Raw genomic sequence first — 15,834 nt, forward strand, 5'->3', positions numbered from 1 at the left:
TGACACCGACGCGATCCGAAACCGGTCAAACGCCCTGGAAGCGCACGCCTGTCCGGCTACCATCGGCGTTCGTGGCGCCCGACATGGATCCGATCGACCCGCCCATCCCCGTTCCCAACGTTCCCGGTGCCGATATACCGGCCGGCGCCGGTGGATTGCCCCATCACTCGGCGTTGTCGCCCCGTCAGCGAATGGTAGTCGAGGCATCGGCCCTCGGCGATCTGGCCCTGCGCACCTGGGTCGCCTCGCTGCTCACCACCACGGTGGCGCCGTTCGTGGCCGCGGGTGCGCTGCGGCAATCCGATGCCGCGGCCGAGCGTGGCAACCTCGACTTCTATGCCGAGCTGGGGGCGGCGGGGGATCCCGCGAAGTCCTTTCCGGCGCCCACCGGGTTGCCGCGGGTCACCTCGCGGCGCGCCAGTCCGTTGGCGGAGTGGGTCGCGCGCGGCACGGTCGACAACATCGCGTTCCCCAGCGGTTTCACGGCGATAAACCCCGCCATGCGTGCGCGGTGGAGCGCGTGGGGGTCCAACAACACGGTGCGCGCACAACACTGGCGCCACGACGACGGGCCGCGGCCCACGCTGTGCGTCATCCACGGCTTCCTGGGGTCGTCGTACCTGGCCAACGGACGGTTCTTCTCGTTGCCCTGGTACTACCGGGCCGGCTACGACGTGCTGATGTATACGTTGCCATTCCACGGCAAGCGGGCCGAAAGGTTCTCACCCTTCAGCGGTTTCGGCTATTTTGCCGGCGGGCTCAGCGGGTTCGCCGAGGCGATGGCCCAGGCCGTGCATGACTTTCGTTCCATCATCGACTATCTGCGCCACACCGGTGTCGACCGCATCGCGCTCACCGGCATCTCGCTGGGCGGCTACACCTCGGCGCTGGTGGCCTCCGCCGACGATCGGCTCGAGGCCGTCATCCCCAACTGTCCCGTCGTCACTCCCTCGACACTGTTCGACGAATGGTTCCCGGCCAACAAGCTGGTTCGGGTGGGCCTGCGCCTCGCCGATATCAGCCACGACGAGTTGAGCGCCGGCCTGGCCTACCACTGCCCGCTCACTTACCAGCCGCTGATCCGACAGGACCGCCGGATGATCATCACCGGACTCGGCGACCGGATGGCGCCGCCGGACCATGCCGTCAAGCTATGGCACCACTGGGATCAATGTGCGCTGCACTGGTTTCCGGGCAGCCACGTGCTGCACGTGAGCCAATTGGACTACCTGCGTCGGATGACCGCGTTCCTGCAGGAGGTCATGTTCTAGCGGCCTCGAGGGTCTCGGTGGCATCCGCGCTGCCGGCCGGCGATGCCCGATGGGCGCCGCCGACCAGGGTGGGCCAGTGCAGCTGCGAGAGCAGGTCCGCGGGCGCGGTCGTGTGTCCGTCCAGCCGCGCCGTGGACAACAGGTCCAGCGCCGTCAGTGCGGGCAGGTGATTTCCGCGCTGCGGGGTCAGCCCGGTCAGCGGCGCCTTGCGGTCCGGCGGAGTGTCGGTCTGGAACGCACACGCCACGGCGACGGTGGGCTCGCCCCTGTCACCGGCGATCTCGAGCGCGGTACAGGTTTCGCGCGCGGAATGCGACCGGATCGCGTCCAGCGTCTCCGGCAGCACGTCGTCCACCGGGATCTCGTATGCCGCAATGTAATCCGATGCGCCACGCTGCACTCCGCACCATCTCTCGCGGGGGTTGGAAGTCAACAGCCGCGGGACGTCGTCGGGTGCGACGACGGTGGCTTCCCACCCGGTCTCCCGGAGGTGGTCGGCCAGCCGTCGCGCCGCGACCTGAGCGGTCTCCTGCAACGGGATTCGCGACGACCGGGCCCGCAGCGCGGCCAGATTTTCGGGGGCCGACACGGTGAGACCGATCCAGGTCTCGCACCTCGACGCGTCGGAGGCGTTGTCCCGGCTGGTGATCCGGATCTTGTCCGCCCGGATGCCGTAACGGTCCAGATAGCTCGCGATCAGCGGCAGTGGAAGCACATCGGAGTCGTCCTCCGGTGCGCCGACCCGAACCAGGGCGGTCGTCACCGTGGCGGGAGACTCCGGGGTGAACGCATTGCGGCGCCCGATGATCGCCAGGCGGCGCCGCAGCATGGTGGTGAAGTACAAACCGCCCCAGGCGCCGAACAGCACGATCACGACGGCGGCCGCGATGCCGAGCAGCCAGTAGTCGCGGGGCGATCGCCATGGGTAGGCCATCGCCGCGGGAACAATGGCCAACAGCGCCAACGTGATTCGCCCGCTCCCGGGAATCGGTATCGAATGCTTGCTCACGGGGTGGGATCCTTTCGTCGGCGTGCGGCGATTGCGGTGACCGCGCCGGCCACGGCGACCAGCACGGCCAGCACGGCGGTGCCGGCCACCGCGACGGTCCGCGGTGTGGTGTCCTGGGGCGCCGGTGCCGGGGGCAGGGCGACCTGCTTTTCCGCCGCCCCGGCCGGTTGCTCACCGGCGGGCAATTGCCAGGTCAAGGCTGCCACCGGGTCCACGCTGCCGGCGCCCACCACGTTGGACGGGTCACGGGCTCCGTTGTGCGCGGTCGCGGTGATGCGATGCGCCACCGCGGCGGCGGGCAGGTCGGGATACTTGCTGCGCACCAGCGCGGCGACGCCGGCGACATATCCGGCCGCGTAGCTGGTGCCGTTGAGGGCGACCAGTCGCTGATGATCGTCGGGCAGACCGTTAGCCAGGCCGCCGCCGTCACCGTTGCCGACCGAAACGATGCGTTCGCCGGGTGCCGCGACACCCACCCACGGGCCCGCCACGGTGAACTTCGACGCCTGCCCATCCGGGGTCAGGGAGGCCACCGACAGCACGTACGGCTGCCAGAACGACGGGATGGACATCGAGGTGACGCCGGCCCAGTTCCGCGGATCGTTCGGGCGGCTCAGGTCGGTGAGCGGATTGGATTCACAAGACGTTCCACCGGCGAACGATCCGGTCGGCCCGCTGTTGCCCGCGGCGGCCACGATCACCGCGTCCTTGTCCACCGCCGCGTAGCGCACGGCCGCCCCAAGGGCGGCCTGGTCGACGGGGCGGTCCACGGGCAGGCAGGTGGCCGAGCCGACGTCGATCACCCGGGCGCCGAGGTCGGCCGCGTGCACGATGGCCCGGGCGAGCGTCGTGACCTCGGATGACACCCGGGCCATCAGCGGATCGCCGCCCGGCGTGCGTGGGGAGAACTTGGCCGACGTCGTTCTGATCGACACCACCCGCGCGGCGGGGGCCACCCCCGAGAAGCCGTCGTCACCCGACGGCTGGCCCGCGATGATCCCGGCGACGAGCGTCCCGTGTCCGTCGCAGTCGGTCAGGCCGTCGGTGGTCTCGACGAAATCGCCACCCGGTTCGACATTGGGCAGCCGCGCGCCCGGGTGCACCCCGGTGTCGAGCACCGCGACCAGTTGACCGTCACCGCGCGAAAACTGCCATGCCGCAGGCAGATTCAGCGCCGCCTGGCTGGGCGTGACGGCGCCCGGATCGCTGCCGGGAATGACCCCGGACGTCGCGCAGGGTCCGCGCTGCTCCATCGGCTGCACGGGCCCCGGCGTCCCGGTGGGCGGGGTTGCGCCGGGATCGACCGTCGGCGGGCTGATCGCGAGGGCCGGCGGACTCGCCCACGTGGCGGTGGCGGGTAACAGGGCCAACGCCGCCGCGAAGCAGGCTGCTGGGCATCGGCGCGGCCGAATCATCGATTGAGCACCGAGCTGAACAACCCGACCACGAACGCCATGACGGGGATCAACGAGGCGTCGAGCCCGGCGGCGGCGAAGCCCACCAGTCGGCGCACCGGAAGCGAATAGCTCTCCGGCGCAGCGATGCCCGGGTTCAGCGCCACCACGATCCACACCGACAGGAGCGCCAGGAGCACCAGCGCCGCACCGAGGGCGGCGCCGTAGCGTCCGGTCGCGGTGTAGAGCACTAGCAGGACTCCGGCGGCCAGATACGGCTGGGCGAGCAGCCACGCCTTGCAGGCGGCCGAATCCCACACCCGGGCGCGCAGCACCGCCGTCGCGGCGGTCGCCCCGACCACGTACCAGCCCGCCCCACTGAGCGTTTCCGGACGCAGCGCGATCGCCACCGAGCCCAGGACACTGAGCAGCACCGCGGCGGCGATGAATCCGCTCTGGTGCGCGTCGCTGACGCGCACCCGGCGGGGCAGGTCCTCGAGCACCTGCAACGACGGCGCCGACGGCGTGGGATCCCCGGGTGCCGGAATGACCGGCAGCGGGAAGCGTGCCCACAGCGCGGACAGCTGCGCGGCTTCGATGGTGACCAGCAGCGCCGCCACGATCAGCCCGCATCCGATCGCGACCAGCTTGACGTGCCACAGTAATTCGGCGCCGGCGGCCAGCAGCAGCGCCGCCCCCAGTACGGCCGTGGCGGTGAAGAATCCGGCGATCCGCTCGCGTTCGGCGCTGGGCACCATCAACGCGATCAGCGACCAGGCGGTGACACCGGCCGCGGCCAGCATCACCTGTGCCGAGCCGAACCCGCCCGGCACCGCCAGCACCAGCGCGGCACCGATGGGCACCAGGGCGGCGATCGAGAGCGCCATGCCGGTACGCGCCGAGCGCGCCGTGACCAGCAGGCCGACGATCGCGGTCAGGGCCGCCACCGCGCTGACCGCAACGAGCCCGGCCAGCGCGCCGGTGGCCACACGGTACGTGACCGAAAGACCGGTCGCCAGGAAGGCCACCGCGATCGCCGCGGCCAGCGCGCCGCGCTGGATATGGGTTGTGCCCCAAGGCTTGAGCCGAGAGGTCGAGAAAATCATGGCGGCGTCGGCGATGTCCTCGACGATGCCGGGTGCGGCCGGACCGACCGGCACCGGTTGCAGCGCCAGCAGATCGCCGTCGACGACTCCGACCGTGTCCAGGCTCGCGTCCAGACTGAACGGCGCGCCCCCGATGGGCGCCAGGCTCAGTTGGGTCGCCGCACCGATCTCGGCGGCACCGCGCGAGCCGTCGGCGTCGTCCGACTCGCCGTTAGCGGTGGCCGGAACGACCAAACGCTGCACCGCAGGCAGGATCTCGCGTAGCGGCAACTCGGCGGGCAATGCCATTTCCGTCAACCTGCTGTCCGCGAGAATTGCCACGCGGACGATCGGCATGACGGTTCCGGACGTCACCGGACCCTCGAAGAATGTTGCGGCCGTTCCTGGAACATCGTGCTCTCTTCTCTAGTTCTCTCAGTGTTGGACGGACAGTGTTGAAGGGGAAAAGTCTCGAGCTAACCGGTGTTCGGAGAACCATCCGGCGTCGGGCAGTTGGGCGGTCAGTTGTTCGATCGCGACGGCGATCGCGAACGGGGTTCCCGGGCTGAAGTTCGAAACCCACTCGCCGTCGAACGCGCGGGACGGGCTGACCAGGACCCGCCCCTCGCCTGTGTCGACAATGCTCATTCCCACCTCGGTGGTGGAGTGCCGGCCGTCGCGGTGGCAACCGGCGACGATCTCGACGTAGCTTCGCCGTCCGTTGAACACCGACTCCACCACCGGGCGCGCCGATTGCGGAATACCAAGGTAGTCAAGGACTTCGGCCAGCGGAGCGCCGGAACGCAGACGCTCGTCGGCTCGGGCGCCCACCCGGGTGGGCAGGCTGAACTCGTGGAACCGGGCCGGTTGCCGCTGCGTGAGCCCGACGGTGAGGACCGGTACCAGGGCACGCGGATCGTCGATGTCCATGGCGGTGAACGTGATCAGCTGTGCACTGCGCAACGCGACCACCGTCATCTGTCCCCGGCCGGCGACACCGGTGCGCTGTGCGACGATGCCGCGCAGCAGTTCGGCGGTTCCGCCGGCCTCACCGGTGTCGTTGGTGGGGCCGACGTAACGCAGGTCGAGCCACCGCTCGGGAAAACACACGACCTTGATCCACTCGGCAACCGCGGGGTTGATCAGTCCGGCCGCCGATACCAGGCCCAGCTGGGTCAGCTCCGCCTTCTGACGGTCGAGGAACGCGTTCCGTTCCGCGGCATCGCGATAGGGGCAGGTGATTGCCAATACCCACGGGAAGCTTCCCGCCCCAATCGTTTCCGCGATGAACCACGCGTGCTCGACCGTCAGCTCGACGGCGTTGGGAGCTGGTTCCATCAGGCTCGTTCAGCCACGAGCTAGCCGCCCCACTTGGCGGCTTCGGCCTGGTCGCGGGCCAGCATGGACATGGTGTTGGCCTCGTGGGTGCTGGCCATCGACTGATACGCGCGCACCAGGCTTTCCATGGCCTGGTTCCACTGGGCCTGCCACACCTGGTAGGTCATACCGGTGTCACCCTGCCAGGCGTTGGACAACGTGGCCTGCTCGGCGGAGATATCGGCACCGAGCCCCTGCATCGTGCCGGCATACCCCGACATGTCGGCGGCGTGGCTCAACATCGCCGGGTAGTTGTACATGATCTGCGACATCACAAGTCCTTTCGCGGGTTGATGGCGTCTAAAAGCGGATGTGTCAGAACGCGGTGTAGCCGGACGCGGCGGCCGAATCCGCGGCCACATAGGTGCCGGCGGCGTCGCCGAGGTTGGCCTGGGCGATATCCAGCAGCGTGTTGACGCGTGCGGCGACCTCCACGAACCGCGCGTGCGCGGCCTGGAATGCCGCCGAGGACTCGCCCTGGTGGAATGCCTGGGCCGACATCGCTTCCTGCTCGGCCTGGCTGATCGTGCTGCGCAGCAGCGCCGCCTTGGCGCTGAACGCCGATTGCGAAGCTACCAACTGCGGGATATGAGCGTCCAACATACTCATGGTGATTCCTTTCTTTTGCGTCCGTTGGGGTTTCGGTAATTCACCTGCATGTGGCTTACTGCCTTATCCCCCCTTCCCCGGCTCGGTTCGGCCCGTCCCGTTGGCGGCGTCGTGCTCCCACGTGCCGGGCACCATCGGCATCCGTGGGCCGCCGCCGAAGTCGTCGTCGGCCAGCTTGGTCAATCCAGCCGCCTGAAACGCCTTCTGTCTCTGCTTGGTCCCGGCGAACCCGAGCGGTCCGGCTCCCTGCGCGGATGCGACCGCCGCGGCCAGCTCCTCCTCGTCGCCGTAATCCGGGGACACACCGAAATCGGAGTCCATATCCAGGAACTCGTCGCCATAGTCGTGCAACGCGGCCCGCCGCCGGCGGCGCGCTCGAGACTCGGCCCGGCTCGCGGCCGCTGCACCCGCCGCTGGGATGGTCGCCGCGGGCGCCTTGGCACCGCCACGGCCGCCCAGGGTGGGACCGACGCCGGTGTCCGGGTCACCGCCGACGGCGATCAGATAGGCGAAGTTTGCCGCCGCCGCCGCCGGCGCCGGGGCGGCGGGCGCGCCGGTGCCGGCCGCGACCGTGGTGGCCGGGGCGCCGGCGGGAGTCGCGACCGTCGGGGCCAGGGCGACCGCCGGAAGCATTGACGGTTTGTTGGATGTCAGGACGGGGACCACGGCGGCGGGCGCGGCCGCCTCCGGCGCGACGTCGACGGGCGTGGTGAGCAGGTGGCTCAGTCCGACGCCCAGCAGGATCGGAATCAGGAACGGCGCGGTCAGGATCGCGCCCCAGGTCGGCCAGCCCACGGCGTTGAAGAACACCTGGTAAGCGACGAAGAACAGCAGCGGTCCGTTGGCCGCCAGGAACGCCGGCAGATTCGAGAAGAAGTTCTGCAGCATCTGCTGGATGTTCTGGAAGAAATCCTGCAGGAACTTGGACAGCTGCTGGATGAAGTTCTGCCACCAGTCCCCGGGGTTGGAGGTGTCCTGCGCGGTGTTGGCCGTGAGGTTGTTGGTTTCGCCGCCGGGAGTCACGATGGCCGGGGCGGCCATCGTGCGCGGCGCGGCGGCCAGCGCCGAGCCCGAGACGACCTGATAGGTGCCCATGGTGGTGGCCGCCTGGACCCACATCCGCGCGTAGTCGGCTTCGTTGACCGCGATCGGAATGGTGTTGATGCCAAAGAAATTCGTCCCCACCAGCACCCCGTGCACGGTGTGGTTGGTGGCGAGCTCCCCCAGCGTCGGCATGGCGGCCAACGCGGCCGTGTACGCCGTCGCCGCGACCTCTTGCTGCGCCGCGGCGCCCGCGCTGTCGGCACTGGCCTGCTGCAGCCATGCCAGATACGGCACGTGGGCCGCCACATACTGCTCGGCGCTCGGCCCTTCCCAGGCCCCCGCCTGCGCCTCCCCCAACAGCGCGCTGAGTTCGCCGGCCGCCGTGGCGTATTGGGCGCTGAGCGAGGTCCACGCCCCGGCGGCCGCCAACAGCGGCCCCGGTCCCGGACCGGCGCTCAACAACGCCGAATGCACCTCCGGTGGCGACGCCATCCAGATGGGGCCGAAAGGGGAAGTCATCGTCAGGCGCCCGCGATCCCGAACGTCGCAGCGGCCGCGGTGTCTCCCGCGAGATAGCTTGCGCCGGCTTCCCCGACACCGACCCCGGCACGGCCCAGTTCTTCGACGCCCTGGGCCGCCACGGCCGAGTGCTCCTGGCCCTGAGCGCTGAACCCGACAGCCGTTTGCAGCGATACCGGATCGACCGCCGGCGGCACCACCGCCGTGATCGCCGGGGCCGCCGCAGCGTGTGCGGCCGCCAGCCGTGCCGTCAGCGCCTCCACCGCGGCACTGGTGGCGGCCAAACCTTCGGGAACCACTCGCAGCGTCATCTCTACTCCTCCCGTTGCGCTTCACTTGCCATTACGGATTCCCCGATCAAGGGGTTGATCAACTGCACGTACGTCGGACCGTCGCTGTCGCCCAACAGGATCGCCCGTCCGGCAGGCATGCGGCCGAATCGTTGACCGCGGATCTTGCCGCTGTCCTGCGGGTTGCCCGCCAGCATCAACGTGGTCGCCTGCAGGTCGTTGAAGCGGCGCAGCAGCGGGTTCGTCATCAGCGCGTGCCCCGAACCGGTGGCACGTGCGGTGACGATCACCCGCACCCCCAAATCGGCTGCCTGCGAAAGCAACCCGATCAGCGGAGACCACGGGCGTTGCCCGACGTAGGGTCCGCTCATCGCCGGCGAGTCCGGTATCTGGTCAACGTCGTCGATGATCAGGTAGTGGGTGTGGCCCGCAAACGTCCAGCGGGACAGTTCGGCCGGCGACCGGCCGGCCGGCGGCCGGCGCGATTCGATGAGGTTTGCCAGACCCAGCATCGCCGGGATGATGCGGTCGATGTTGGCCGTGTACTCGTTGTCGGCGAACAACGGCTCGTCGACGAGGTGCAGCCGCCGGTCGAGCACCGTGAAGGCCACCTGCTCCGGCGAGGAGTGTTCGCGGACCGTGCGAATGAGGTGGCGCAGCAGCGTCGTCTTGCCCGACTTGCTGTCGCCGAACACCATCAGCAGCGGGTTGTCGGCGAAGTCGACCACCACCGGCGCGAGATCCTCCTCGCGCTGGCCGATGACCACCTGTTCCGGCCCGCGGTACAGCGACCCGACCGCCTCCGGGGCGAGGTTGGTGGGCAGCAGGCGCACCGGCGGCGCGGCCATGCCCGGGTAGCGGTCGTTGATCTCGGCGATCTGGTCCAGCTCGGGGGCGGCGAACAGGAAATGCTCTGCGGCCATCGTCAATCCGCGACCGGGTTGGTCATGCGGCACCGCTTCGGCGGGCCGGCGCAGAGCGCCGACCACCCGCACATTGCTGTCCCGCGGATCGTGCAGCTTGAGCTCGAGTCGCAACCCGAGGCCCTCCCGCATCGCCAGCGGCACCTCCAGCCAGCTGGGCGTGGTGATGACGACGTGGATGCCGTACGCCAACCCAATGTTGACCAGCTCGGTGACCTTGGCCAACAACGGGTTTCGCGTGTTGAACTGGTCCGTGTTGTCACGGCCGAACGCATAGAGGTTGTCGATGAGCAGGAAAACCTCGCCGAACCCATCGTCGGGTGCCGTGCCGTGCTTGTCCCGGAACGCTTCGCGCCGCTGCCGCGACAACAGCAGCTGCTCGAGCTCTCCGAAGGTACGCCGGATCCGTTCGGGCTCCAGCGCCGAGGCGACACTGCCGACGTGCGCCAGACCGTCGAGCGCACGCAGTTTCCCGCCGCCGTAATCCAGGCAGTAGAACGTGACCTCGCGCGGCGAGTGCAGGCTGGCCGCCGACAGCATGAACGTCTGCAGCGCAGTCGACTTCCCCGATTTGGGACCACCGTGAATCATCATGTTCCCGGCTGACGAGGAGGCATCGAAGACCAGTGGGTCGCGGCGCATCTCGAACGGCTTGTCGATCTCGCCGAGTGGCCACTGCCACTGCCGCGGCGGCACGCCGGCCCGGGCCAGCATCGCGGTCACCGGGATCGGCTCGTCCAGCGGCGGCAGCCACAACTGTGGCGCACGCGGACCGTAGCCGGCCAACTGATCGCCGATGGTCGCGATGAGCTTGCGCGGCGGCCCGCTCAGTTCAACGTCCTCGGGGCTGTGGATCACGGTGTCCTGATCGGGCTCGACCCGCCCGGCCGTGAACACCTTCGGTTCCGGGATTGACGCCACCACCAACGATTTGGCCTTCTGCGGCGGATCGTAGATACCGTCGACATAGGTGCTGCGGAACTTGATCGGGGTCGCACCCGGTGCGGGCACCAAGAAGCCCACGCCCTTGTGCTCCTTGCCGGATTCGATGTGATAGGCGTCCTCCACGCCGATGATCTGGCGGGAAACGCTGGGACTGGCCACCTTCAGCCCGATGCGGTAGGAGGTGTTCTTGTCGATGTCCTTGATCTTGCCGACATCCAACGTCTGCGATGCGAACAGGATGTGGATGCGGAACGAACGGCCTTTGCGGGCAACGTAATCGAAGAGCTCCGCGTATTCCGGGTGGTCGGACAGCATCAGGGTGAACTCGTCGGCCACCACGAACAGCGTCGGGATCGGCGCCAAGTCGTGCCCGGCAGCGATGGCGTTCTCGTACTCGACCACCGAGTTGAACGCGCTGCCCTGCACCCGTCGGCCGGCTTCACGCAGCAGCGTCTCCCGCCGGGCCACCTCGCCGCGCAGCGTGTCGGCGAACCGGTCGGCCAGCGACTTCTTCTCGGCCATGTTGGAGATCACCGCGACAACCTGCGGGAAATGGCGGAAGCTGTCGGCACCGGCCTCGCCCTTGAAGTCGGCGTAGATGACGATCAACCGGTCCGCCGAATGAGTCGTCAACAGCGACAACAGGATCGACATCAGGGTCTGGGACTTGCCCGAGCCCGTCATACCGATCATCAGACCGTGCGGGCCCATCCCGCCCTCGGCTTCGTCCTTGAGGTCGAACATCAGCGGCTCACCGGTCGCCGTGACCCCGATCGGAATGCGCAACTCGTCCTCGCGGCGGCGGGGCGCCCACAGGGTGGGCACATCCAGTTCGGACGCGTCCGGGATGCCCAGCATCGTGGTGAACGTGGCACCGCGGGTGGCCGCCGAGCGCAACCCGGTGTGCGTCGGGTTGGAGTCCCAGCGCGACAACAGGCGCGCCAGGTGGGCGGCCTCGTCGGCATCCAGCTGGTCGGCGTCGTCGATGTACGGCTGCCAGCCGCCGGTCTGCCATCGCTCGATGACCACGGCTCGGCTGCCGCCGCCGTCCTTCCCGCTGATGCGCAGGATCGGCTTCTCCGGGTCCGAATACTGCTCGCGATTCGGTGCCGTGGCGCCGCGGTGCACGACGGTGACGCCCGCCCGGCCCATCGCCAGCGTCGAGGCGTTCAGGTCGTAATCGGGGTCGTCGACGACGATCAGCAGGTGCCGCAGCGCGTCGGCGGGCTCGCCGGTGAACGCCGGACGGTCGACGAGCGCCGAGCCCAGACTGGCGACCAGTTCATCGACATTGGTCGCCATGAAGCGGGCCGCCCCGACCCCGTCGAGCTCACCGGGGATGTCGACGTGCGGCAACCACTTCAGCCACGACCAGTCCGCGCTCTCGAGATCGGGAGTGGCCAGCGCGACCCCGAGCACCGTCGGGTCGTGCCACGTCACCGCCTGAGCGATCCACGCGCGCATCGCCGAGCGCGCCTCGTCTTCCGATCCCAGCACGGTGATCCGGGACACTTTGGCCAGGTCGATTCCAGTCGGTACGTCGCGCACCGTGCGGTGGGTGTCGAGCAGGCTGCGTAATGCGCTGTGCGACACCGGCTCCAGGTCGATTTCGTCCGCGGTGTCGTTCACTCGCAGGGCGGTCGCCAGGGGCACGTGGTGGCGGCCGGCCCGCAGCACCAGGAAGTCGGGATCGTGCGGGTCGCGCTCCCACTGACGGCGCGATCCGGGCACGGCGGCCAGCGCCGCCGGCTCCGGATGGGACCACTGCGCGGCGGCGCGCTGCGCGGCGGCCTGGGTGCGGATGTTGTCCCGGACCACCGACAGGTAGCGCAGGTAGTCGGCGCGCTCGGCGTCGACCTCCTCGGTGCGCATCTTGTTGTCGTTCCCGCGGTACATCGCGGTCGCGGCCAGCAACAGCACGAACGGGAAGAACAGGGTCTGCGGAGAGATCAACCGCATCCCGGTCGCGAACAGGGCGACGATCATGCCGACGATCAGGATCACCAGCACGTAGGGCATCGCCCGGCGCAGGAACGACGGCGGAATCACCCGGGGCAGCTCGGGCGGTGCCTCGATGGCGATGGTGCCCTTGCGGGTCGCCGGCGGCGCCAGCCGGCGGCGCGCTTCGAAGATCAGTCGGCTCATCGGGGGGTTCCCTCGGCTTCCCTTGCAGCAGCGGTGACACGGCCGGGCTTCTGGTCGGGCGTCAGCCCGTCGTGTGCCAGCAGCGCGTCGGCGCGCGATAACGTCGGGCCATTCGCAAACAGCGATAGCACCGACCACGGAATGGGGACCGGGGAACCGGTAAGGCCAAGGGCCTCAACCGTTTTGCCGTGTCCGGCGGCCGAGTGCTCCGCCTCGTTGTCGATGCCGTAACGGACACCGGTGTCAGAGACCCAGAACAGTGACCCGGCGCCCGGCGAGTTCGGCCCGCCGCCGACGGTCTGGATGAAGTAGCCGGTGCCCGGCGCCATGGCGACGCGGGTGGCGGTTGTCGGCGAGCCGCCGCCCACCAGGTCGACGGTGCGTATCGATTCGGCCATCGGCAGGGCCGAGCCGGACAGCAGGTTCAGCGAGCTGCTGGCGGCCCCGGCCGGCTTGCCCCAATAGGCGCACGTGACGGGGGACTTGGCCGTATCCACCAGGGTGACCTGCTGGTCCGGATACCGCGCGGTGTCCAGCATCCGCGACACCGGCAGCTTGGCCACCGCATCGGCGCCGAGCCGCGGCGGTTGGTCCAGCCCATAGGAATTCGAGTTGCGCAGGATCGCGGCGAGCACCGACGAGATCTGCTGCAGGCCGTCGGGCAACACCGCGTAGTAGCGCGGCGCACCCGAGGAGCTCTGATCCAGGGTGTAGGACACCACCACCGCCCCGATCGGTGCCGGCACGCTGAAGGGTGCCGGCGCGCCGGCGTTCGGGATGCCCGGCGCGGTCAACGGCGGCGCCTCGGGTATCGCGTTGAACAGGCCCAGCGCGATGGGCCGGGGTGCGGGAATCTCAGAGTTGCCCTGTCCCAAGCCAAGTGCGTTGGTGATCGCGTGGTCGGTCAGGTTGATCTGACTGCGCTTGCCTTCCCACAACAACCAGGTGGCGCCGTCCCTCTCGGCGAGGATCCCCTGTCGCGGCGCGAGAGTGGCGGCGCGGGCGCCGCTGCTGTCCGGCCGGCCGGCGATCACCGTGACGCCGGTGCTGTGGGCGGTGTGCCCACCCTGGGCCGGCTCGCTGACGGCGTCGCACACCGTCCAGTTCGCATCGGCGGAGGAGCTTTGCACCATACGTTCCGGTGCACCCGGGATGCCGATCAGGTTGCCCCGCGGAAACCGGTCCAGCTCACTGCTTTTCACCATGGTCGGGTCTACCGCCCGGCCCGTGATCAGCCGGGCCGAGGTCAGGTTGAGCACCGGATGCAGGTCCTCGCCGACACGGACATACAGTGCGGCGGTTGACCGGTCGGCGAGCACCGCGTTGGTGCCCGCCGTCCCGTTGGGCCGGATCATCGAGAACACGAAGCAGCCGGCCAGGCCGGTGACCAGAAGGACCGCGCCCATCGCCACCGCGCGGGTCTGCGTGCGCAGGGGGTCGACGAGCATCCTGGTGTCGTGCAACGCAATACCGGAGGCGATCCGGCGCATCACGAACCGCCAACCGCTGACCTGGTGCCGGGTGACGAAACCGCGCCGGTACTCGACCTGGTCGGGGTTGTCGTTGACCGGGGTGCGAGAGGAGAACGAACGTCGTTCGTCGGGTTGATTATTGGAAGTCATGCCGGCACCGACAGCCCAAGGCCGCGCAGCAGCGGCTCGACCGACCTTGCGACGTCGTCGTCGGTGATCGTCATCAGCTCCTCGTCACTGAATTCGCCGGTTCCGGCGTGTTCCGAATGGTCGAGCCGGAACTCTCGTTCTTCTTCGGAGCGTTCGACGATGTTTCGGACGAATCGACCGTTACCGGCGATGTCCAGGTTGCGTCGCGAGATTCCGTTGGCATCGGGTGTCGACTCGTTTGCCAACTTCGTGAACAACGCCTCCATGTGTTCGAGCGCGGCCGGTTCGAAGATGCTGTCGCGTTGCTCGGCCATCGTGTGCGCTATCTCGACCAGTTCCGACGGTGCGTAGGAGGGGAAGTCGATGTTGCGGGTGAACCGAGAACGCAAGCCCTCGTTGGTGTCCAGAAACTTGTCCAGGTCGGCACGGTACCCGGCGATGATGACCACCAGGCGGTCGCGATCGTTCTCCATCCGCGCCAGCAGCGTGTCGATGGCCACCAGCCCGAAGTCGTTCTTGGCGCCCGTGGCGACCAGCGCGTAGGCCTCGTCGAGAAACAGCACGCCGTCGAGCGCGCTGTCGATGATCGCGTTGGTCTTGGCCTCGGTCTCGCCGATGTGCTGACCGATGAGATCGGCCCGGTGGACCTCTCGGATGTTTTCCCGCTTCAAAAGTCCTAGCCCACAATAGATTTTGGCGACCACGCGGGCGATGGTGGTCTTACCGGTTCCGGGCGGGCCGGCGAAGACCAGGTGGTGGGCCCGCTGTGCGACCGCGAGCCCACGCTGCTTACGGACCAGTTCCATGGCGACCGAGCTCTTCAGCCGGGACACCTGGTTTTTGACCTCATCGAGGCCGATGAATTCGGCGAGCTGGCGTTCGGCCTCGTGCAGCAGCACGGCCTTGCGTTCGTGTGCGGCGGGATCGACGAAATCCTCGGCGCTGGGCTCTGTCTCGGGGTCCCACGGATCGGTGCGGGCCTCGATGCGGGCCGCCGTGGTGGTCACCATGCCGAAACTCGTGTCAGTCAGGGCCTGCTCGACCTGTTCGTTCTCGGGGTGGGCGGCGTAGAGGTCCTGCAGCACTTCGCTCGCCGCGTCCTCATCGACGTGCGCGCGCAGCACCAGCGCTTTGGCCAGGGCGCCGTCGACGGCCGCCACTACGACGGGACCGTCGGGCTCCTCGAGATAGGACAGCGCCGGGGCGAACATTCCCAGTCGGGCCAGCGAGGTGCCCAGGGCGATCTTGGCCGCGTGCGAGAAAGCGTCGTCGAGATCCGTGTCGTTGACGATCGGGGTCAGCAGCTTGACGACGTCCGACCAGCGCTCGGCGCGGTAGTTGATGACGACGGACACCCAGCGGGCTTCGCGCCAGTTCGGGCGGTCGGCGGCCAGGCCGGCGACGATGCTATCGGCGTCAGCAAATCGTCCGGCCATGGCCAGCGAGGCCGCGTAGGCGAGGTGGAAGTCATCGGGAGTGGTGGCGCGAAACTGTAGATACAGTCCGGTGTCGTAGCGAAAGCCCAGCGAGTCGGGCGCGAGGTCCACCTGGCGCTGCAGCACGCCCGCGGTGGCCGCGGTGCGCGATACCGCCTCGAGCAC

Annotated in this window: 12 protein-coding genes; 1 reads left to right on the forward strand and 11 read right to left on the reverse strand. The window is 68.8% G+C overall.

Annotation, left to right across the window (positions count from 1 at the left end; all coding sequences use genetic code 11):
- Positions 1-83 precede the first annotated feature (83 nt).
- Positions 84-1,271 carry an alpha/beta fold hydrolase gene (locus tag Q0W90_RS08530; RefSeq protein ID WP_297774110.1) on the forward strand — a complete coding sequence of 396 codons (1,188 nt, stop codon included), beginning with the start codon at positions 84-86 and terminating at the stop codon, positions 1,269-1,271.
- Here the strand turns inward: Q0W90_RS08530 and eccE are convergent.
- From eccE to eccA3, 11 genes are all read right to left on the reverse strand, one after another.
- Positions 1,261-2,280, reverse strand: a complete 1,020-nt coding sequence (gene eccE, locus Q0W90_RS08535; RefSeq protein ID WP_297774093.1) for a type VII secretion protein EccE — start codon at positions 2,278-2,280, stop codon at positions 1,261-1,263. The genes Q0W90_RS08530 and eccE overlap by 11 nt on opposite strands.
- The gene (mycP, locus tag Q0W90_RS08540; protein WP_297774095.1) at positions 2,277-3,695 is read right to left on the reverse strand and encodes a type VII secretion-associated serine protease mycosin; all 1,419 of its coding nucleotides are present in this window, start codon (positions 3,693-3,695) and stop codon (positions 2,277-2,279) included. Before mycP ends, eccE begins: the two co-directional genes overlap by 4 nt.
- Positions 3,692-5,116, reverse strand: a complete 1,425-nt coding sequence (gene eccD, locus Q0W90_RS08545; protein ID WP_297774098.1) for a type VII secretion integral membrane protein EccD — start codon at positions 5,114-5,116, stop codon at positions 3,692-3,694. The genes mycP and eccD overlap by 4 nt, the downstream gene beginning before the upstream one ends.
- Positions 5,117-5,194: 78 nt before the next feature.
- Positions 5,195-6,097, reverse strand: coding sequence for an ESX secretion-associated protein EspG (locus tag Q0W90_RS08550; RefSeq protein WP_297697973.1), 903 nt, complete (start codon positions 6,095-6,097; stop codon positions 5,195-5,197).
- A gap of 20 nt (positions 6,098-6,117) precedes the next feature.
- A complete protein-coding gene (locus Q0W90_RS08555; RefSeq protein ID WP_008261663.1) occupies positions 6,118-6,408 on the reverse strand; it encodes a WXG100 family type VII secretion target in 291 nt (96 codons plus the stop codon).
- Positions 6,409-6,451: 43 nt separating this feature from the next.
- The gene (locus Q0W90_RS08560; RefSeq protein WP_293048008.1) at positions 6,452-6,745 is read right to left on the reverse strand and encodes a WXG100 family type VII secretion target; all 294 of its coding nucleotides are present in this window, start codon (positions 6,743-6,745) and stop codon (positions 6,452-6,454) included.
- Positions 6,746-6,808: 63 nt separating this feature from the next.
- Positions 6,809-8,308 (reverse strand): PPE family protein, encoded by a 1,500-nt coding sequence (locus Q0W90_RS08565; RefSeq protein ID WP_297594550.1) that lies wholly within the window; start codon positions 8,306-8,308, stop codon positions 6,809-6,811.
- A gap of 2 nt (positions 8,309-8,310) precedes the next feature.
- Positions 8,311-8,619: a PE family protein gene (locus tag Q0W90_RS08570; protein WP_064953654.1), complete on the reverse strand. Its 309-nt coding sequence runs from the start codon at positions 8,617-8,619 to the stop codon at positions 8,311-8,313.
- Between the two features lie 2 nt (positions 8,620-8,621).
- The gene (eccCa, locus tag Q0W90_RS08575; RefSeq protein WP_297774104.1) at positions 8,622-12,611 is read right to left on the reverse strand and encodes a type VII secretion protein EccCa; all 3,990 of its coding nucleotides are present in this window, start codon (positions 12,609-12,611) and stop codon (positions 8,622-8,624) included.
- The gene (eccB, locus tag Q0W90_RS08580) at positions 12,608-14,233 is read right to left on the reverse strand and encodes a type VII secretion protein EccB (protein WP_297594540.1); all 1,626 of its coding nucleotides are present in this window, start codon (positions 14,231-14,233) and stop codon (positions 12,608-12,610) included. The genes eccCa and eccB overlap by 4 nt, the downstream gene beginning before the upstream one ends.
- Positions 14,230-15,834: type VII secretion system ESX-3 AAA family ATPase EccA3 (gene eccA3 / locus Q0W90_RS08585; RefSeq protein WP_297774108.1), on the reverse strand; the 1,605-nt coding region annotated here is incomplete at its 5' end. The genes eccB and eccA3, both read right to left, overlap by 4 nt.

Source organism: Mycobacterium sp. (assembly GCF_025933915.1).
GTDB lineage: Bacteria > Actinomycetota > Actinomycetes > Mycobacteriales > Mycobacteriaceae > Mycobacterium.

What these genes read in the sequence shown, in the direction of transcription:
- eccCa (WP_297774104.1), bottom strand. Translation starts at nt 12,611, where the DNA reads ATGAGCCGACTGATCTTCGAAGCGCGCCGCCGGCTGGCGCCGCCGGCG.
- Q0W90_RS08555 (WP_008261663.1), bottom strand. Translation starts at nt 6,408, where the DNA reads ATGTCGCAGATCATGTACAACTACCCGGCGATGTTGAGCCACGCCGCC.
- eccD (WP_297774098.1), bottom strand. Translation starts at nt 5,116, where the DNA reads ATGCCGATCGTCCGCGTGGCAATTCTCGCGGACAGCAGGTTGACGGAA.
- eccB (WP_297594540.1), bottom strand. Translation starts at nt 14,233, where the DNA reads ATGACTTCCAATAATCAACCCGACGAACGACGTTCGTTCTCCTCTCGC.
- Q0W90_RS08570 (WP_064953654.1), bottom strand. Translation starts at nt 8,619, where the DNA reads ATGACGCTGCGAGTGGTTCCCGAAGGTTTGGCCGCCACCAGTGCCGCG.
- Q0W90_RS08550 (WP_297697973.1), bottom strand. Translation starts at nt 6,097, where the DNA reads ATGGAACCAGCTCCCAACGCCGTCGAGCTGACGGTCGAGCACGCGTGG.
- Q0W90_RS08560 (WP_293048008.1), bottom strand. Translation starts at nt 6,745, where the DNA reads ATGAGTATGTTGGACGCTCATATCCCGCAGTTGGTAGCTTCGCAATCG.
- Q0W90_RS08530 (WP_297774110.1), top strand. Translation starts at nt 84, where the DNA reads ATGGATCCGATCGACCCGCCCATCCCCGTTCCCAACGTTCCCGGTGCC.
- mycP (WP_297774095.1), bottom strand. Translation starts at nt 3,695, where the DNA reads ATGATTCGGCCGCGCCGATGCCCAGCAGCCTGCTTCGCGGCGGCGTTG.
- Q0W90_RS08565 (WP_297594550.1), bottom strand. Translation starts at nt 8,308, where the DNA reads ATGACTTCCCCTTTCGGCCCCATCTGGATGGCGTCGCCACCGGAGGTG.